At 56.0% G+C, this 17,259-nt stretch carries 16 protein-coding genes and 3 tRNA genes; 8 read left to right on the plus strand and 11 right to left on the minus strand.

Annotation, left to right across the window (positions count from 1 at the left end; all coding sequences use genetic code 11):
• Nucleotides 1-8: 8 nt before the first annotated feature.
• A complete protein-coding gene (locus tag ACR0LN_RS02430) occupies nucleotides 9-1,595 on the minus strand; it encodes an APC family permease (protein WP_480427549.1) in 1,587 nt (528 codons plus the stop codon).
• Between the two features lie 127 nt (nucleotides 1,596-1,722).
• Nucleotides 1,723-1,797 (minus strand) — tRNA-Val (locus ACR0LN_RS02435).
• Between the two features lie 317 nt (nucleotides 1,798-2,114).
• Between ACR0LN_RS02435 and ACR0LN_RS02440 the strand changes: the two genes are divergently transcribed.
• The 3 genes from ACR0LN_RS02440 to uvrA all read left to right on the plus strand — a co-directional run bounded on the left by ACR0LN_RS02440 (nucleotide 2,115) and on the right by uvrA (nucleotide 5,354).
• A tRNA-Asp gene (locus ACR0LN_RS02440) sits at nucleotides 2,115-2,191 on the plus strand.
• A gap of 51 nt (nucleotides 2,192-2,242) precedes the next feature.
• Nucleotides 2,243-2,319 (plus strand) — tRNA-Asp (locus tag ACR0LN_RS02445).
• Nucleotides 2,320-2,495: 176 nt separating this feature from the next.
• Entirely contained in the window at nucleotides 2,496-5,354 is a 2,859-nt protein-coding gene (gene uvrA / locus ACR0LN_RS02450) for an excinuclease ABC subunit UvrA (protein WP_480427550.1), read from the plus strand.
• An 11-nt stretch (nucleotides 5,355-5,365) separates the two neighbouring features.
• Here the strand turns inward: uvrA and ACR0LN_RS02455 are convergent, their stop codons facing one another.
• The 5 genes from ACR0LN_RS02455 to ACR0LN_RS02475 form a co-directional block, all read right to left on the minus strand.
• A complete protein-coding gene (locus ACR0LN_RS02455; RefSeq protein ID WP_480427552.1) occupies nucleotides 5,366-5,689 on the minus strand; it encodes a hypothetical protein in 324 nt (107 codons plus the stop codon).
• 103 nt (nucleotides 5,690-5,792) lie between these two features.
• Complete coding sequence (gene mmsB / locus ACR0LN_RS02460) at nucleotides 5,793-6,665, minus strand: 3-hydroxyisobutyrate dehydrogenase (protein WP_480427553.1); 873 nt, start codon at nucleotides 6,663-6,665, stop codon at nucleotides 5,793-5,795.
• Between the two features lie 3 nt (nucleotides 6,666-6,668).
• Nucleotides 6,669-7,709: an enoyl-CoA hydratase/isomerase family protein gene (locus tag ACR0LN_RS02465; protein WP_480427554.1), complete on the minus strand. Its 1,041-nt coding sequence runs from the start codon at nucleotides 7,707-7,709 to the stop codon at nucleotides 6,669-6,671.
• 7 nt (nucleotides 7,710-7,716) lie between these two features.
• Nucleotides 7,717-8,859 (minus strand): acyl-CoA dehydrogenase family protein, encoded by a 1,143-nt coding sequence (locus ACR0LN_RS02470; RefSeq protein WP_480427555.1) that lies wholly within the window; start codon nucleotides 8,857-8,859, stop codon nucleotides 7,717-7,719.
• Nucleotides 8,860-8,954: 95 nt separating this feature from the next.
• Complete coding sequence (locus ACR0LN_RS02475) at nucleotides 8,955-10,070, minus strand: carboxylate-amine ligase (RefSeq protein WP_480427556.1); 1,116 nt, start codon at nucleotides 10,068-10,070, stop codon at nucleotides 8,955-8,957.
• A gap of 132 nt (nucleotides 10,071-10,202) precedes the next feature.
• Between ACR0LN_RS02475 and ACR0LN_RS02480 the strand changes: the two genes are divergently transcribed.
• Nucleotides 10,203-11,054, plus strand: coding sequence for a class I SAM-dependent methyltransferase (locus ACR0LN_RS02480; protein ID WP_480427557.1), 852 nt, complete (start codon nucleotides 10,203-10,205; stop codon nucleotides 11,052-11,054).
• Between the two features lie 71 nt (nucleotides 11,055-11,125).
• Complete coding sequence (locus tag ACR0LN_RS02485) at nucleotides 11,126-11,602, plus strand: fasciclin domain-containing protein (RefSeq protein WP_480427558.1); 477 nt, start codon at nucleotides 11,126-11,128, stop codon at nucleotides 11,600-11,602.
• Between the two features lie 51 nt (nucleotides 11,603-11,653).
• On the opposite strand, the gene ACR0LN_RS02490 is transcribed toward ACR0LN_RS02485, so the two are convergent.
• Both ACR0LN_RS02490 and ACR0LN_RS02495 read right to left on the minus strand, forming a co-directional pair.
• Nucleotides 11,654-12,238, minus strand: a complete 585-nt coding sequence (locus ACR0LN_RS02490; RefSeq protein WP_480427688.1) for a L,D-transpeptidase — start codon at nucleotides 12,236-12,238, stop codon at nucleotides 11,654-11,656.
• A gap of 192 nt (nucleotides 12,239-12,430) precedes the next feature.
• Nucleotides 12,431-13,930 carry a CoA-acylating methylmalonate-semialdehyde dehydrogenase gene (locus ACR0LN_RS02495; RefSeq protein WP_480427559.1) on the minus strand — a complete coding sequence of 500 codons (1,500 nt, stop codon included), beginning with the start codon at nucleotides 13,928-13,930 and terminating at the stop codon, nucleotides 12,431-12,433.
• A 102-nt stretch (nucleotides 13,931-14,032) separates the two neighbouring features.
• Here ACR0LN_RS02495 and ACR0LN_RS02500 point away from each other — a divergent pair, with 102 nt between their 5' ends.
• The 3 genes from ACR0LN_RS02500 (at nucleotide 14,033) to coaD (ending at nucleotide 16,007) form a co-directional block, all read left to right on the plus strand.
• Nucleotides 14,033-14,935, plus strand: coding sequence for a LysR family transcriptional regulator (locus tag ACR0LN_RS02500; protein WP_480427560.1), 903 nt, complete (start codon nucleotides 14,033-14,035; stop codon nucleotides 14,933-14,935).
• A gap of 58 nt (nucleotides 14,936-14,993) precedes the next feature.
• Complete coding sequence (locus tag ACR0LN_RS02505) at nucleotides 14,994-15,431, plus strand: CBS domain-containing protein (RefSeq protein WP_480427561.1); 438 nt, start codon at nucleotides 14,994-14,996, stop codon at nucleotides 15,429-15,431.
• A gap of 84 nt (nucleotides 15,432-15,515) precedes the next feature.
• The gene (gene coaD / locus ACR0LN_RS02510) at nucleotides 15,516-16,007 is read left to right on the plus strand and encodes a pantetheine-phosphate adenylyltransferase (protein WP_480427562.1); all 492 of its coding nucleotides are present in this window, start codon (nucleotides 15,516-15,518) and stop codon (nucleotides 16,005-16,007) included.
• Here the strand turns inward: coaD and gap are convergent.
• Together gap and ACR0LN_RS02520 are read right to left on the minus strand one after the other, a co-directional pair.
• Nucleotides 15,999-17,003 (minus strand): type I glyceraldehyde-3-phosphate dehydrogenase, encoded by a 1,005-nt coding sequence (gap, locus tag ACR0LN_RS02515; protein ID WP_480427563.1) that lies wholly within the window; start codon nucleotides 17,001-17,003, stop codon nucleotides 15,999-16,001. The genes coaD and gap overlap by 9 nt on opposite strands.
• 82 nt (nucleotides 17,004-17,085) lie before the next feature.
• On the minus strand, nucleotides 17,086-17,229 hold the full coding sequence (locus tag ACR0LN_RS02520) for a hypothetical protein (RefSeq protein ID WP_480427565.1): 144 nt from the start codon (nucleotides 17,227-17,229) through the stop codon (nucleotides 17,086-17,088).
• Between the last annotated feature and the right edge of the window lie 30 nt (nucleotides 17,230-17,259).

Here is a 17,259-nt window from a genome sequence, read left to right on the forward strand (position 1 = left end):
CCGCCTTTTTACAACCCGATGACGGGTTTCTTTGGGTCCAAAATCTCCTCTTCGGCTATGTATTTCTCGAACTTCTGCTGGGGCAGGGCCGAACGCACTGCAAGGCCAAAAATCACTGTTGAAAACAGCACGCATAGCACGATGTCCCACCCGAACGGGATTTGATTTAACGCACCTTCTCCGAACTGTCCGAGATAGGAAATCAGCCCGATGCCGATGAGGTAAGGGACCAGCCATATCGCTTCGGTTACGTCCATCTCGTCCAGCCGCCTCCGGAATCGCACGAGAAGAAGGAGGAAACCGATGGCCAGCGCGATGCCGAGGCGCCAGACCGTGTCCCAACCGCTCCAGTATACGACCAGCGTTGCGATGGCGAAGGCCGAGACGGCAACCACTTTCACGGCGGGAATTCTGATGGATCTGGGATGATCCGGCATCAAATGTCGCAGGCACACCACGGCGATGGGGCCGACGGCAAACGACAGCACGATAGCGGCGCCGTTAAGCGCAATGACTGTAGTGAACGGAACCGTCAGCAGGAACAGCGTGCCGATCAGGAAATTCAGGGCCAGAGCCCAAAGCGGAACCCCGAACGACGACAGAATCATCAAGCGTGATGGCAAAAACCCGTTTTTTGCCAATGCCATTGCGATTCGTGCGTTTGATCCAGTCGAGACAAGGCCATTGCCGAACGGCCCAATGACCGATCCGATGTTAAGAACACTTAGAAACCAGACAAACCCGACCGAAATGATGACGCCATCCAACGGGCCTTGACCGCCGAAACTCAAACTGGCCCAGCCGTTGGCAAGCATTTTTTTGTCCAACGCACCGATAAAGGCGATTTGCAGGCCGACATAGATCAAAGCACAAAGCACGATGGACAGAACCAACGCGGCGGGGATGGCGAACTTGGGGTTTCGGACTTCTCCGGCCATGTCGACTACGTGACGGAAGCCGATGAAGGAAAAGATGACGCCTCCGGTCGAAACTGCGGCCATGATGCCTTGCAGTCCATAAGGTGCGAAACCATCAGGTCGGGTGAAATTTTGAGTATCGAACCGATTGGCAATTAGCAATCCGGCCAACACGATTGGTATCGCGATCTTCGCCCAGGTCAGCGTTGCGTTCACCTGGGTGAAGAACTTGACGCCCAATGCATTGACCGCAACGAACAGCAGCATGAAGAACAGGGCAACCGTGATGCCGGCGCCCGTCAGGTCTCCGGTGTCGGCAGTGTGCAGCCATGGGGCGTAGGGAGCCAGATATTTCAGCATTGCCTCGACCTCGATCGGGGCGGTGGTGTTATAGCCAATCCAGGCCGTCCAACCCATTGCCATCGAGACGATATTGCCGTGGGAAAACTGCGGCACCCGCGCAATGCCGCCTGGAATCGGCAGCATGGCGGAAATTTCTGCAAAGGTGATCGCCAGAATGAACATAGCTGCCGCACCAATGATCCATGAGAAGACAGCGGCGGGCCCCGCATGTTGCACTGCAAGAAGCGGGCCGAATAACCAGCCGGAGCCAATGATGCCGCCGACCGAGATGAAGGTCAGCCCGACCAGACCGATATCCCGCTTCAATCTGGTCACGTGCTCACCCCACCCCAAAGCGCCGCATGATCTTGCGGCCATTCAACGCAGGATACGCAGTTCGGGCGAAACCTGGCAAGTGCCCGTCACAGCGAAGAAATTTGGAAGGTGCTTACGAAAAGAAAGGTGGTGGGTGATAAGAGATTTGAACTCCTGACATCTTCGATGTGAACGAAGCGCTCTACCACTGAGCTAATCACCCATGAGGCTGCGTGCTATACCAACTGGGTACGCGCTGCAAGAGCCAGATGCCGCGCACTTTGCCCGTATTGATGAAAGAAGGCACGTTGTGACCCAGTCTATTGGCCCGCATTTTCAGTTGGTTTTCTTGGACGCGCCGCTGGTCTCCAAGTTGGCCTTCAGAACAAAGATGGTGCAGCGTGGGTTACGTAGCCACGGCCTTGTTCGCACAGGCGGTCAGGAAAGTTTCAGGATTTTCAAAAAACTTCAAAACGCCGCTTGACGCTGCCCGACCATAGCCATAATACACCCCAACGTTCAGCAACGAACGGGCAGCGGGCGGTTGTAGCTCAGTTGGTTAGAGTACCGGCCTGTCACGCCGGGGGTCGCGGGTTCGAGCCCCGTCAACCGCGCCATCGCTGCCAGCCTTTGATCCGGGCATATGGATCAGACATAGACCCTAATGCGCGGTTGTAGCTCAGTTGGTTAGAGTACCGGCCTGTCACGCCGGGGGTCGCGGGTTCGAGCCCCGTCAACCGCGCCATTTCTCTTAGATACGATGAAATATCACCCCCTTGTAGGGGAGACACATCGGATTGAGGGTTCTGTGTCAGGAGATGTCGGCAATAATCCGGTAGTTCACACTTTGTTCTAACTTTTCTGTTGGAGACTCGGTGCCGCTCGCCTATTTCTAGGACACTTGTGTGTTGGGGGCCGAAAATGGCTGAGCTGAAGAATATCGAGGTGCGCGGCGCGCGCGAGCATAACCTCAAAAGCATCGACGTAGATATCCCGCGGGATCAGTTGGTGGTGATCACCGGCTTGTCCGGCTCGGGCAAGTCGTCTTTGGCGTTTGATACGATCTACGCCGAAGGTCAGCGCCGCTATGTTGAAAGCTTGTCGGCCTACGCCCGCCAGTTCCTTGATATGATGGAAAAGCCGGACGTGGATCACATCAGTGGCCTGTCTCCGGCGATTTCGATCGAACAGAAAACCACGTCGAAGAATCCACGTTCAACTGTCGGAACGGTTACCGAGATTTACGACTATCTGCGTCTTTTGTTTGCCCGCGCCGGCACGCCAATCAGCCCCGCCACTGGCCTGCCGATTGAGGCACAACAGGTGCAGGACATGGTCGACCGGATCATGACGATGGAAGAGGGGACACGGGGCTATCTTCTGGCACCCATCGTGCGGGATCGGAAGGGCGAGTACAAAAAAGAGTTCCTAGAGTTGCGCAAGCAGGGTTTCCAGCGTGTGAAAGTGGATGGCGAGTTCTATGAACTGGACGAACCGCCCACGCTAGACAAAAAGTTCCGTCACGATATCGACGTTGTTGTAGACCGCCTCGTCGTTCGCGAAGGGATGGAGACGCGGCTGGCCGACAGTCTGCGTACCGCGCTGGATCTTGCAGACGGGATCGCGATTCTGGAAACAGCGCCGCGTGAAGGTGACCCGGAACGCATCACCTTCAGTGAGAATTTTGCCTGCCCGGTCAGTGGCTTCACTATTCCCGAGATCGAACCCCGACTGTTTTCCTTCAACGCGCCGTTCGGGGCCTGCCCGGATTGTGACGGTCTGGGGGTCGAGCTGTTCTTTGACGAACGGTTGGTGGTGCCGGACCAGACCCTGAAGCTTTATGACGGTGCTTTAGCGCCTTGGCGCAAAGGCAAGTCGCCGTATTTCTTGCAAACGATTGAAGCCATTGCGCGGCATTATGAGTTTGACAAGAACACGCCCTGGAAAGTTTTGCCGGCGAAGGTGCAGCAGGTGTTCCTGCGCGGATCAGGCGATGAGGAAATTCAGTTCCGCTATGACGAAGGTGGGCGGGTCTATCAGGTTACCCGCAGCTTTGAGGGCGTGATTCCGAATATGGAGCGTCGCTATCGCGAAACCGACAGCGCGTGGATTCGAGAGGAATTCGAACGCTATCAGAACAATCGACCCTGTGGCTCGTGCGAAGGGTATCGCCTGCGCCCCGAGGCTCTGGCGGTCAAGATCGCAGGTCTTCATGTGGGGCAGGTGGTTCAGATGTCGATCAAAGAGGCTCTGGCCTGGGTCGAAGACGCGCCGAACCATCTAAGCGTTCAGAAGAACGAGATTGCGCGGGCGATTCTAAAAGAGATTCGTGAGCGGCTGGGTTTCCTGAATAACGTGGGTTTGGAATACCTTACCTTATCACGTTCAAGTGGCACTCTTTCCGGTGGCGAGAGCCAGCGCATTCGCTTGGCCAGCCAGATCGGTTCGGGCCTGACAGGCGTGCTGTACGTACTAGACGAGCCTTCTATCGGTCTGCATCAACGCGACAACGACCGCTTGTTGGGAACGCTCAAGAACCTGCGCGATCAGGGCAACACGGTCATCGTCGTTGAACATGACGAAGAAGCCATCCGTGAAGCTGACTATGTGTTCGATATCGGGCCTGGAGCCGGTGTCCACGGCGGGCAGGTGGTAAGCCAGGGTACGCCAGACCAGATTGCAGCCGATGCGGCATCTATGACGGGTCAGTACCTCGCCGGAACCCGGGAAATTTCGGTGCCAACCGAACGACGCAAGGGGAACAAGAAGAAGGTTTCAGTCGTTAAGGCGACAGGAAACAACCTTAAAAGTGTCACGGCTGATTTCCCGCTGGGCAAGTTTGTCTGCGTGACCGGTGTATCTGGTGGCGGTAAATCGACGCTGACGATTGAGACGTTGTTCAAAACGGCCTCGATGCGATTGAACGGGGCGCGACAGACACCCGCGCCGTGTGAAACGATCAAAGGGCTGGAGCATCTGGACAAGGTCATCGACATTGACCAACGGCCCATCGGTCGAACTCCACGTTCGAATCCAGCGACTTACACCGGGGCCTTCACCCCGATCCGCGACTGGTTTGCCGGCCTGCCAGAAGCCAAGGCGCGTGGCTACAAACCGGGGCGCTTTAGCTTTAACGTTAAAGGCGGTCGGTGCGAAGCCTGTCAGGGGGACGGTGTCATCAAGATCGAGATGCACTTCCTGCCGGACGTCTACGTGACCTGCGAGACCTGTAAAGGCGCGCGTTACAATCGAGAAACGCTTGAGATCAAGTTCAAGGGCAAGTCCATCGCCGATGTCCTTGATATGACAGTGGAAGACGCGCAGGAGTTCTTTAAGGCGGTGCCGTCAATCCGGGATAAAATGGATGCATTGGCTCGCGTCGGTCTTGGCTATATCAAGGTCGGTCAACAGGCGACGACCCTTTCGGGTGGTGAAGCCCAGCGGGTCAAACTGTCTAAAGAGTTGTCCAAACGCTCAACCGGGCGGACGCTGTATATTCTGGACGAGCCGACTACTGGTTTGCATTTCGAAGATGTTCGTAAGCTGTTGGAAGTGCTGCATGAACTGGTTGATCAGGGCAATACGGTTGTGGTGATTGAGCATAATCTGGATGTCGTCAAAACCGCAGATCACATCATTGATATCGGCCCCGAAGGCGGCGATGGCGGGGGTGAGATTGTGGCGACGGGTACGCCCGAGGATGTGGCCTCGGTCGAGCGCAGCCATACTGGTCGCTATCTGAAGCAGATGTTAGATGGTACGCGGGTCGCCGCGGAATAGGGGGCCGGCCCTTAGTATAGGATGTCAGCCACCGCACCAATCAGGTTAAGTACTTTCCGGGTGTCGGGGTCGACACGGTAAACGTAGTCACCGGCCCGGATGTACGAATATTTCCGGTTCAAACCATAGCGATATGGGTCATTGATCCAGCGGTAGTCATCATAGATGAAATCACCGTTTCGGTAGAGTTTCTTTGCCTGACCGGGTGGAACACAGGGCACAGACTTTTTAGCCAGACCTGGCGGGCAGTGCCCACCTTTGTTTTTGGCCATGGTTGCAACGGGTGTTAAAGCCAATGCAATAAAAGTGGCCGTCGTCACCAAAAATTTGGTCATTCTACAGTCCTTCGCGGTGTGGCCCTAGCGACCTTGACACACCCCATAGATGGCGAATCGCGCAGCGGCTGTCAAACCGCTGTGCGGGATATCGCTTAGGCACTCAGCCTCGGCTGCGTCTTTCGAATCGGGGCAACATTGCCGAGAAATCTTTGCCCAACCCGCCTTCGGATTCGACGAATTGTTCATAAATCGCCGTTGCAGCCTGACCCATTGGCGTGTCAGCATCCGAGCTTTCAGCGGCCTGCTGACTAAGGCGAAGATCCTTCAGCATCAATTCGGCGGCGAAACCGGGCTGGTAGTCGTTATCTGCCGGGCTTGCCGGGCCAACGCCAGGGGCAGGGCAATAGGCATTCATTGTCCAGCTATAGCCCGAAGAGGTGCTGACCACATCGAACATCTTTTGCCTGTCCAGACCCAGTTTGTCAGCCAGCGCAAACGCCTCGCAGGTGGCGATCATGGTCACGCCAAGGATCATGTTGTTGCAAATCTTTGCGGCCTGACCGGAACCCGACTCACCGCAATGCACGGCCTTTTGTCCCATGATGTCGAATAGGGGCGCAGCCTTGGCGAAAGCAGCATCACTGCCGCCAGCCATGAAGGTCAATGTTCCCGCCGCAGCGCCGCCGATACCGCCCGAAACCGGCGCGTCCACGGTGAGGATACCGGCTTCTTTAGCCTGATCCGCCACGGCGCGTGCGCTATCGACGTCCACGGTGGAACAATCAATCCAAACAGCACCGGTTTTCATCGCGGGAATGATCTCATCCGCGACCGAGCGCAGAATCTGTCCGTTCGGCAGCATCGTGATGACGATTTCGGCATTTGCGGCAGCTTCCGCACCAGTGTCGGCCAAGGAAACGCCCGCCACGTCGACATCCGCCATGTCAAAGCCTGTCACATCGTGCCCGGCTTTGGCCAAGTTGGCAGCCATCGGATTGCCCATGTTTCCAAGGCCGATAAACCCGATTTTCATCCCTTATGTCTCCTCAAATGTCAGCGTGTCTTTCCCCAGAGGCTGCAGCATCTTTGACACCGCTGCTGTAGGTACTGTTTGATCTGCAAACTGCCAGCGCGGATCGCGGTCTTTGTCGATGATTTGGGCACGAATGCCTTCAAGAAAATCCCCGTGCTCCATTGCGCGGAAAGTATACCGGTATTCCAGTTCCAATGCTTTGCGCAGTGTAATGCTGGGGCCGCGCAGACGGTGCAGCATTTCAACCGTGCACGCCATCGACAGTGGTGAATTTCGATCCATCAGCTTGCGCGCGTCGGTTGCCAGCGCGTGATCCGATTGAGTTAGTGCGTTCAGGATATCGCCTAAGCTTTCTCCGGCGAAATGGGCGTCAATTTCAGGCTGCCGTTGCGCAAGTTCGCTTTCAGGTGGCGTCATTGCATGGGTTTTCAACAGTTCAGCGTCGCCCGAGGCCTCGAGCATTTCAATCAGATCGGGCCATTGTTCTATGGGAACGAAGTGGTCGGCAAACCCAGCGAAAATTGCGTCCCCAGGTCCAATACGATGCCCAGTCGCCCCTAAATATTCTCCCAGTCGTCCAGGAGCCATCGCCAACATCAGTGTACTGCCGACATCTGGAACCAATCCGATCGAGCATTCCGGCAGCGCGATTTGGGAGCTTTCACAGACGATGCGGTGACTGCCATGGCAGCCGATCCCGACGCCGCCGCCCATGGTGAAACCTTGCAAAAAACTGACGACCGGTTTCGGGTATTCAAAGATCAACGCGTTCAGACGGTATTCGTCTCGCCAAAAGGTGCGCCCGTATTCGAAATCACCTTTCATTCCCGTGGCATACAGGTCGGCGATGTCTCCGCCTGCGCAAAAGGCCTTGTCGCCTTCGGCGTCCAGAATCACCAGATCAACGGCGTCATCTTCACGCCAGTTGCGCAGGGCGGTGTCGATAGCCATGCACATGTCGTAGGTCATTGCGTTCAGCGCACTGGGACGGGTCAGGGTGATGCGCCCAGCGCGGCCTGTGATGCGTATTTCGATGTCTGGCATTGGCTCCTCAGCGTTCGGCGAGCATTTGTCGGGCCACGATGACCCGCATGATTTCGTTCGTGCCTTCCAGAATCTGGTGTACGCGCAAATCGCGGACCAGCTTTTCGATGCCGTAATCGGCAAGATACCCATAACCGCCGTGCAACTGCAGGCATTGATCGACGATTTTCGATCCGGTTTCGGTCACGAATTTCTTGGCCATGGCGCAAAACTTGGTGGCGTCGGGCGCGCCCTGATCCAGTTTCCAGGCGGCTTGGTGCAAGAATATGCGGGCGGCTTGTATTTCAATCTCCATATCCGCGAGCCGAAACTGCAGCGCCTGAAACTGGTCGATTGACTGGCCGAAAGCCTTGCGTTCGGACATGTATTGCAGGGTCGCGTTCAGGCCAGCCTGAGCCGCCCCAAGCGAGCAGGAAGCAATGTTCAATCGCCCGCCGTCCAGACCCATCATCGCGTATTTGAAACCGTCGCCCTCTGTTCCTACAAGGTTGCCTGCCGAGATTTTGCAGTCATCGAACTGCACCTGTGCTGTCGGCTGGCTTTTCCAACCCATCTTCTGCTCTAGCGCGCCAAAGCTGAGGCCCGGCGTTCCGTCTTCGACATAAACGGTCGAGATTCCCTTTGGCCCATCCTGACCGGTGCGCACCATGCAAACATATGCGTCAGAATACCCTCCACCAGAGATGAAGGCCTTGGTGCCGTTCAGCGTGTATCCTTCATTGGTACGATCGGCCCGTGTTTTCAAAGCCGCCGCATCCGAACCTGATCCCGGCTCGGTCAGGCAATAGCTGAGGACTGTGTTCAAACTCAGCACATTGGGCATAATGCGGGATTTGAGGTCGTCGCTTGCTAAACTGTCCAACATCTTGGCGCACATGTTGTGGATCGACAGAAAGGCTGCGACCGAAGGGCAGGCCATTGAAAGCGCCTCGAATACCAATGTGGCGTCCAGACGGCTTAAACCCGAACCGCCACTGTCTTCCGAGACATACAAACCGCCAAACCCCAATTCACCAATCAGCGGCCAAAGTTCCTTGGGGATGGTACCGTCATTCTCCCATTGGCGGGCGTTTGGGGCGATGTGATCCTGCCCAAACTGATAGGCCATGTCGAAGATTGCGGTTTGCTCTTCTGTCAGTGCAAAATCCAAGGCTTGCCTCCCACGCTGCCGAATGAATTGAACGATTGTTTATTTCGCGATTCTTACAGAAATTTTGCACGGGCAGCAATCATTGGTAGAGGGCTTCAAAGATCTTGGTGATACTCTTCGATCAGGTGCTGAACCACCGCCTTGCCCGGGTCGTCGCCGCGAGCCGTGGCTTCCGCGTAAACGCGGCGCTGACGGGTAGCAGAGGTGCCATTTTGCGCAATCTGCTGCAAACGGGCCAGTTCGGTCATTGTGCCTAAAGTTTCGGCATCCTCGGCCAACATGCCCATCAGTTCACCCATCAGTTCGGGCATGGGTTTGATAGATCGGTCGCCGAAATCAATCAGCCCTTCGCCAACGCCATATCGTTGCGCTCGCCAGCGGTTTTCGCCGATCAGGAACTGGTCGTAATGCCGCCAACGTAGGTTTCGATCTTTCAAACGGCACAACATACGCGTCAGCGCCTGAACCAAAGCTGCCAGAGACAACGTATGTTCTAGCCGCGGTTGCACATCCATGATGCGCGTTTCCAGTGTTGGGAAACGATGCGAAGGGCGCAGGTCCCACCAGATTTTCGTCGTGTCTTCGATTACGCCGAGCTCGACCAGAATACCGGTCGTGCGTTCGTAATCTGACCAGCTGGCAAGAACCGGAGGCAATCCCGTACGTGGCAGGTTGTCAAAGACTGTCAGGCGATAGGACGACAGGCCGGTGTCTTCTCCGTTCCAATACGGCGAAGAGGTCGACAACGCCAACAAGTGGGGCAGGAAATAAGAAAGCTGAGGCATCAGATCAGCGCGCAGGGCAGGGTCTTCAACCCCGACATGGACGTGCATTCCACAGATCAGCATGCGCCGCGCAACACCGCCGAGTGCATGTTGCAGCGCGTCGTAGCGATCTTTGCGTGTGTGATGTTGTTTCTTCCAGTCGGCGAACGGGTGGCAGGAAACGGCAATCGGGGCAAGATTATACTCGGCAGCGCGTTCTGCTACGCAGGATCGTAAACGTTTTAGATCCTCTCGGGCGGACTTGACGGTCGTATGGGGGCGGGTGCCGACCTCAATCTGGCATTGCAAAAACTCAGGGCTGACCTGACCTTCAAAATCGGATTGGCAGGCCTCCATCAACGCGGCGGGTGCTTCGGCGAGTTCAAGGCTGTCGCGATCGACCAGCAAATACTCTTCTTCGATGCCCAGCGTAAATTCCTGCTGCATGGCGGCCCTCGTACAACTATTCCGACCAGTGAATACGGAAATTGCCGTTTTGCCAAGCGTTTGACGCTGGTTCGCTTGCAGAGGTCCGGCAAGCAACGGTAAGGAACACGCAAGATGAAAGTGGAGCCGCCCGTGAAACCCAGAAAATTCCCCAAGATCAACGAAGCCCTTGATGAGTTGGGGGTAAAGCTGATCGACAAGGCCCCAGAACTGGACGAACGCGCCCGGCTAGAGGCGTTTGAACGGGCAGGTGGGCTGACCCGACCCGCCTATACCTTGTCGCCGGGGATGGAGGGTTTCGATATCACCCAACTGGTTGCCGAATACCAACAACACGCCGAGGCGTTGGACGCTCTGAAAAACCCAGCGCAGAATCAGACGGGATACCGCATCGGCAACGGCTACTATGACAGCCCCGACGCCGACGCTCTGTACCTGATGATCCGTCGATTTGCGCCCAAACGAGTGATCGAGGTCGGCTGCGGCAACTCAACCCGTGTCACTCGGCAGGCGATCATTGACGGTGGCTTGGATACTCAGATCACCGCGATTGATCCGTACCCGCGCGCCGACATCGCGCATGTTGTGGACCGGTTCGAACAAAAACGGCTGGAGGAGGTCGACCCGGCGCTGTTCGATCAACTCGAAGCGGGTGATGTCCTGTTTATTGATTCCAGTCATGTCGTTCGTATGAGCAACGATGTAGCGCATCTGTTCTGCCGCATCATTCCGACGTTGAAACCAGGCGTCGTGATCCACGTCCACGATGTTTTTCTGCCCTACGAATACCCCAAGCGGTTCTTCTATGACTGCCCGGGATGGGGAGAGCAGTACGTTCTACATGCATTGCTGCAATCCGGTTCATATTCAATGCTTTGGCCGGGTTACTATCTGCAACAGAACCGCCCCGATGCGGTTGAGGCGCTGCCCTTTCTAAAGGATGGTCGCGCGCAGAGTATCTGGGTTCAGGTCAAAGAAACTTGACGCCTGAGTGATCCGTTGCGGCAAAGTGCCCGTACTCCTTTCCGAAACAAGCTGGAGAGGAGACAACAGCCATGTTCCGTCGCACAATCATGAGCGCTGCCGCAGCACTCGCGCTTGCATTGCCTATAAAAGCCCAGGCTGCCGATATCGTAGACACTGCCGTTTCGGCCGGGTCCTTTAACACCCTAGTCGCTGCTGTTCAGGCTGCAGGTCTCGTAGATACGTTGAAAGGCGATGGCCCGTTCACGGTTTTTGCCCCGACGGATGAGGCATTCGCCGCGCTGCCAGAAGGAACGGTGGAAACACTGCTGTTGCCCGAAAACAAGGACCAACTGGTCGAGATTTTGACCTATCACGTGGTTCCGGCCAAGGTCATGTCTGGTGATATTGCCGGTAAGCGCGCAAAAGTTCTGACCGTTCAAGGTGATCGCCTCAGCGTCAATGCAAGAAACGGCGTTAAGGTAAACGGCGCCGAGGTGGTTCAGGCTGACATTGAGACCAGCAACGGCGTAATCCATGTCGTCGATGCGGTGATCTTGCCTGAATAACAGACTACGCCCAAAAGAAAGCCCCGGTCCTTTGGGCCGGGGCTTTTGTTGTCAGACTAATCTGACTTGAGTTCCGATTTGGACCAGAGGATACAGCTCCTCAACATGCTGGTTATAAAGGCCAATGCAGCCAGACGAGCTTTGCCGCCCAATCTTGCGCGTATCGTGGGTGCCGTGCACCAGATATGCAGGCCAATCCAAGTACATAGCACGCGTGCCAAGCGGATTGCCCGGATCGCCGCCTTTCATGCGGATGGGCAAGGATGGGTCACGTTCGCGCATGGATGCGGTTGGCGTCCAGCTTGGAAATTCTGTTTTACGAACGACTTTCGTGTAACCACGCTTTGTCAGTTCTTCGCTCATTGGAACGGAACTCGGGTACAGTTTGTAAGTTCCGTCCGGGCCCCAATAGTGAACGGCCCGGCTTGTGATATCGGCCAAAAGGCAACCCACGCCCAGCTCGTCGAAATGGTCCTGCCAGTTCTGTTGCGAGAACGAGGACACATTGCGGCGCACCGGCAGTTGAGTACTGATCGCATCTTCATCCGTTGGGAAGGCGTCCGTGCTTTGAGCGCGCACTATTGCGGGCGTTGCGACAAGAGATGCGACACCCAGCAAAGCAGAGCGACGAGTCATGCGGGGATTGGACAAGTTGGCCTCCGATTCAAGAACTGCTCGAGCAATAGTTTGCTAGTAAATTATGGGTCATCACCCTGTAATTCTAGGGCTCTCGACTTGAATTTATCGTGAAACCGCGCGTTTTGGCGGCGCTTTGCCGAAAAAACCCGGCCTGAGAAGGCCGGGTTGATGCCGTTGAGCCTGTTTGGATCAGTCCATGGCTTTGAAGTTGAACTCGCCACCTTCTTTGATGCCCGAAGGCCAGCGGGCCGTCACCGTCTTGGTGCGGGTATAGAACTTGAAACTGTCCGGGCCGTGCTGGTTCAGGTCACCGAACATGGATTTCTTCCAGCCGCCAAAGGTGTGATAGGCCAGCGGCACCGGGATCGGAACGTTAATGCCAACCATGCCGATATTCACGCGGCTGGCAAAGTCGCGGGCGGTGTCACCATCGCGGGTAAAGATCGCGGTGCCGTTGCCGTATTCGTGGTCCATCGCCAGCTTCAACGCTTCCTCATAAGATCCGGCGCGGACGGTCGACAGAACAGGACCGAAGATCTCTTGCTTGTAGATGTCCATCTCGGGCGTCACGTGGTCAAACAGGTGTGGGCCAACAAAGAAACCGTCTTCGTACCCTTGCAGGCTAAAGTCGCGGTTGTCGACGACCAGCTTCGCGCCTTGTTCGACGCCCGAATTGATCAGGCCGAGGATACGCTGCTTGGCCGCTCCGGTCACAACCGGGCCCATATCCACGTCGTCGCCAGCGGTGTAGGGGCCAACCTTCAGCTTTTCCACGCGCGGGATCAGTTTTTCGATCAGCGCGTCGGCGGTTTCTTCGCCAACAGGTACGGCGACTGAAATCGCCATGCAGCGCTCGCCTGCTGCACCAAATCCGGCGCCGACCAGCGCGTCGGCCGCTTGGTCCAAGTCAGCATCGGGCATAACGATCATGTGGTTCTTGGCACCACCGAAACACTGCGCGCGTTTGCCGTTCGCGGTTGCGCGGGAATAGATGTAATGGGCGATTGGGGTCGAGCCCACAAAGCTGACGCCCTGAATGATTTCACTGTCCAGCAGGGTGTCCACCGCCTCTTTGTCGCCATTGACGACCTGGAACACACCTTTGGGCAGACCCGCCTCGACAAACAGTTCCGCCAGCATCAGAGGAACCGAGGGATCACGCTCGGAGGGTTTCAGAACGACCGCATTGCCACAGGCCAGCGCCGGGCCAACATGCCATAGCGGCATCATGGCCGGGAAGTTGAACGGCATGATTGCTGCCACAACACCCAACGGCTGGCGCATTGAATACATGTCGATGCCGGGGCCTGCGCTATCGGTGAACTCGCCTTTCAGCATCTGCGGCGCGCCGATGCAGTATTCGATTACTTCCAGACCACGCTGTAGATCACCCTTGGCGTCCGGGATGGTTTTGCCGTGCTCTCGGCTCAGCGCTTCGGCCAGTTTGTCCATGTCGCGGTTCATCAGGTGAACCATGGCCATCATGACACGGGCACGCTTTTGCGGGTTGGTTGCGCCCCATGCCGGTTGAGCAATCGCGGCCTGTTCGATCGCCGCGGTCGTTTCAGCGGCGCTTGCCATCGGGCACTTGTACTGAACTTCGCCCGTTGCCGGGTTGAAGACATCGTCGAAACGGCCGGATGTGCCGGCAACTTGCTCGCCGTTGAGGAAATGGGTCAGGTCTTGCATCGAAAACTCCTCCGATAATTTGCGCGCAGGATAGGCTTGCAAAAATCCCGCGAACAGAGGCAATGTTTCAAAAGAGCTTTGCAAAAATGCAAAAGGTAAGAGATGAACCCGAATTGGGATGATATGCGAGTTTTTCTAGCCGTCGCGCGCGAGGAAAGCCTGTCTTCCGCCGGACGTATTCTGAAGATGGACCCGGCTACAGTTGGGCGGCGCATTGCCCGACTGGAAACGAACCTGAATGCGCTGCTCTTCACGAAATCATATCAGGGATATGTCCTGACAACTGCGGGCGAGCGTCTTTTGGATCATGGCTTGCAAGCCGAAGAAGCAATGCGTGCGGCCGCCGGGGCAGTTGCGGGGTCCACCAAGTCGTTAAGCGGCCAGATACGAATAGGTGCGCCCGACGGCAGCGCCAACTATCTGCTGCCGCAGGTTTGCGCAAAGATCAGCGATGCAAATCCTGATTTGGATATCCAAATTTTGGCCCTGCCAAGAATCATCAACCTCTCTCGTCGAGAGGCGGATATGGCCGTAACGGTTAGCGCACCGACCGCAGGCAAGCTGTTGGTGAAGAAAGTCAGCGATTACAAACTGCATATGGTTGCTGCACGGGAATATCTTGACCGTCATGCGCCGATCCGGTCGGTCGCAGATTTGAAGGGCCATCGTTTGATTGGTTACATCCCGGATATGATCTTTGATCAAGAGCTGGATTATCTCAACGATATCGGCATTGACCGTGTCGCGCTTGCATCGAATTCGGTCTCGGTTCAGTTGCGGCAAGTATCACTTGGCACAGGGGTTTGCGTGGCACATGACTTTACATTGCCGTTCCACCCGAACCTTCGGAAAATCCTGACGGATCAAATGAGTTTAACGCGAAGCTTCTATCTGGTTCGACATCAGGGGGACCAGCGTAATGAACGACTGAACCGTTTTGCCGAAGCTCTGACAAAAGGCCTCCGTGACGAAGTTGCGCGGTTAGAAGCCGACGCCAACGCTTGACAGGTCGATCCAATCGCGCAACGCTTTGGATAAGTTCATAATTCCGGAGGTGTTCTTCATGCTCGTTCAGGCCATTCTGAAATCCAAGGCGACAGAAGGCGTGGTGACGGTCGAACCTTCAGCGACGGTCTCAGAGGCGTCAAAAATCCTGGCAGAAAAACGGATCGGTACCGTTATCGTTTCAGAGGATGGTGGCACAACGGCAGCTGGCATCTTGTCGGAACGGGATATTGTTCGCGAACTCGCCGCCAGCGGCAGTGGTTGTTTAAACCAACCGGTGTCCGAATATATGACACGAGACCTTGTAACGGCGACGCGTCAGGAAACTGTCAAAGACATCATGACCCGTATGACCGAAGGTCGTTTTCGCCACATGCCGGTTGTTGAGGAAGGTAAACTGGTTGGTATTGTGACCATTGGCGACGTGGTCAAGGCGCAGCTAACTGAGTTGGCCATGGAAAAAGATGCTCTTGAAGGCATGATAATGGGTCACTGAAAGGGCCTGTGACCAAGCAACCCATTGCGCCGACGCTAATCCTGTGTTTGCTGGCGCAGAAAATTCAGAACGCAGGAGAGCGTGATGCGGGTTGGTCTTTACCCCGGAACCTTTGACCCGATTACTCTGGGCCATATAGATATCATTCGCCGCGCTTCGGCCTTGGTAGACAAGCTGGTGATAGGTGTCGCCATCAATCGCGACAAGGGGCCATTGTTTTCATTGGAGGAGCGTGTCGCCATGATCGAGGCCGAATGCGCGCATCTTACAGAACAAACCGGCACAGAAATCGTTGCCCATCCCTTTGAAAACCTGTTGATCGACTGCGCCCGTGATGTGGGCGCACAGATTATCGTACGCGGGCTGCGCGCTGTCGCGGATTTTGAGTATGAGTTCCAGATGGTGGGTATGAACCGCGCATTGGATGACTCGATTGAAACCGTGTTTCTGATGGCCGAGGCGCGACACCAGGCCATCGCCTCGAAACTGGTGAAAGAGATCGCCCGGTTGAACGGGGACGTGTCTAAATTCGTCACACCCCGCGTTCATACGGCGCTGCGAGAGCGCTTAGGCTAGTGCACCCATCGCGGCGGCTGTATCCAGCATCCGGTTCGAGAAGCCCCATTCATTGTCATACCAGGCCAGAACGCGCACCATTGTGCCGTCGGTGACTTTGGTTTCCGCCAGCGATACGGTCGAGCTGTGGGCATCGTGATTGAAATCAATGGAAACCAGTGGGCGGCTTTCTGCAGCCAGAACGCCAGGGATTTTGGCGGCTGCTTCAACGAACAGCGCGTTGACCTCTTCCTCAGTGGTTGGGCGCGAAACTTCGGCCACCAGATCAACGACCGAAACATTCGGGGTGGGCACGCGGATCGCTTGACCGGTCAATTTACCCGCAAGCTTGGGCAGAACTAGTCCAACGGCTGCAGCGGCGCCGGTTGTGGTTGGGATCATCGACAGGGCACCTGCACGGGATAGGTAGGGGTCTTTTCCTGCAGTGTCGTGAACGGGCTGGCTGGCAGTATAGGCGTGCACAGTGGTCATGTTGCCGTGCACGATACCCAATCCAGCGTCCAAAGCGGCGGCAGCCGGTGACAGGCAGTTGGTTGTGCACGAGGCATTTGATACAATCGTATCGTCGGCGGTCAATTCATGATCGTTCACGCCAAACACGATGGTTTTTACAACTCCGTCGCCGCGTGCGGGCGCTGAAATCAGTACTTTCTTTGAGCCATTCTTCAGGTGGCGCTCGGCTGCCTCGCGGGTGCGGAAGACACCAGTACATTCCAGAACGACGTCCACGTCCGACCAATTCAGCGCCTCAGGATCACGCTCGCTTGTCAGACGGACCGGGCCAGCACCAACGTCCAGACCTTCGTCCGTTAGGGTAACCTTGTGAGGATAGCGGCCGTGCACACTGTCGAATTCGAACAGATGTGCGTTCATTTCAGGTTTGGCGAGGTCATTGATTGCCACGATCTCTACATCAGTGCGACCAGTTTCCATTACCGCGCGGAGAACTCCGCGCCCGATACGTCCAAATCCGTTGATTGCCAGCTTGAGTGTCATGTTCCGCTCCGTCCGAGTATCGGCTTGAATTGAGTTAGCGCTAACAACGCTGGATCGACGGAAATGTCAAGCAAAACCTCTGTCAGCGCCAGAAGGCGAGCCAGTCAAGAAAGGCGTAGAGCTTTTTTCCAAGAAAGACCAAATGCTCGGGGCCGAAGAGAGCGTAGTCAATAATAAGGCCGCCCAGAATAAGAAGGCCGAGCCAGATCGCAATTTGGTTGGTCATAGAGGCCCCGAACGAAAACGCCCGCCCAGA

It is taken from the genome of Ruegeria sp. AA6 (assembly GCF_056542865.1).

Bases quoted from the DNA above. Each gene is read 5' to 3' on its own strand.
- coaD (WP_480427562.1), top strand. From the start codon at position 15,516: ATGCGGGTTGGTCTTTACCCCGGAACCTTTGACCCGATTACTCTGGGC.
- ACR0LN_RS02500 (WP_480427560.1), top strand. From the start codon at position 14,033: ATGAACCCGAATTGGGATGATATGCGAGTTTTTCTAGCCGTCGCGCGC.
- uvrA (WP_480427550.1), top strand. From the start codon at position 2,496: ATGGCTGAGCTGAAGAATATCGAGGTGCGCGGCGCGCGCGAGCATAAC.
- ACR0LN_RS02505 (WP_480427561.1), top strand. From the start codon at position 14,994: ATGCTCGTTCAGGCCATTCTGAAATCCAAGGCGACAGAAGGCGTGGTG.
- ACR0LN_RS02520 (WP_480427565.1), bottom strand. From the start codon at position 17,229: ATGACCAACCAAATTGCGATCTGGCTCGGCCTTCTTATTCTGGGCGGC.
- ACR0LN_RS02455 (WP_480427552.1), bottom strand. From the start codon at position 5,689: ATGACCAAATTTTTGGTGACGACGGCCACTTTTATTGCATTGGCTTTA.
- ACR0LN_RS02465 (WP_480427554.1), bottom strand. From the start codon at position 7,709: ATGCCAGACATCGAAATACGCATCACAGGCCGCGCTGGGCGCATCACC.
- ACR0LN_RS02475 (WP_480427556.1), bottom strand. From the start codon at position 10,070: ATGCAGCAGGAATTTACGCTGGGCATCGAAGAAGAGTATTTGCTGGTC.
- ACR0LN_RS02495 (WP_480427559.1), bottom strand. From the start codon at position 13,930: ATGCAAGACCTGACCCATTTCCTCAACGGCGAGCAAGTTGCCGGCACA.
- mmsB (WP_480427553.1), bottom strand. From the start codon at position 6,665: ATGAAAATCGGGTTTATCGGCCTTGGAAACATGGGCAATCCGATGGCT.
- gap (WP_480427563.1), bottom strand. From the start codon at position 17,003: ATGACACTCAAGCTGGCAATCAACGGATTTGGACGTATCGGGCGCGGA.
- ACR0LN_RS02485 (WP_480427558.1), top strand. From the start codon at position 11,126: ATGTTCCGTCGCACAATCATGAGCGCTGCCGCAGCACTCGCGCTTGCA.
- ACR0LN_RS02490 (WP_480427688.1), bottom strand. From the start codon at position 12,238: ATGACTCGTCGCTCTGCTTTGCTGGGTGTCGCATCTCTTGTCGCAACG.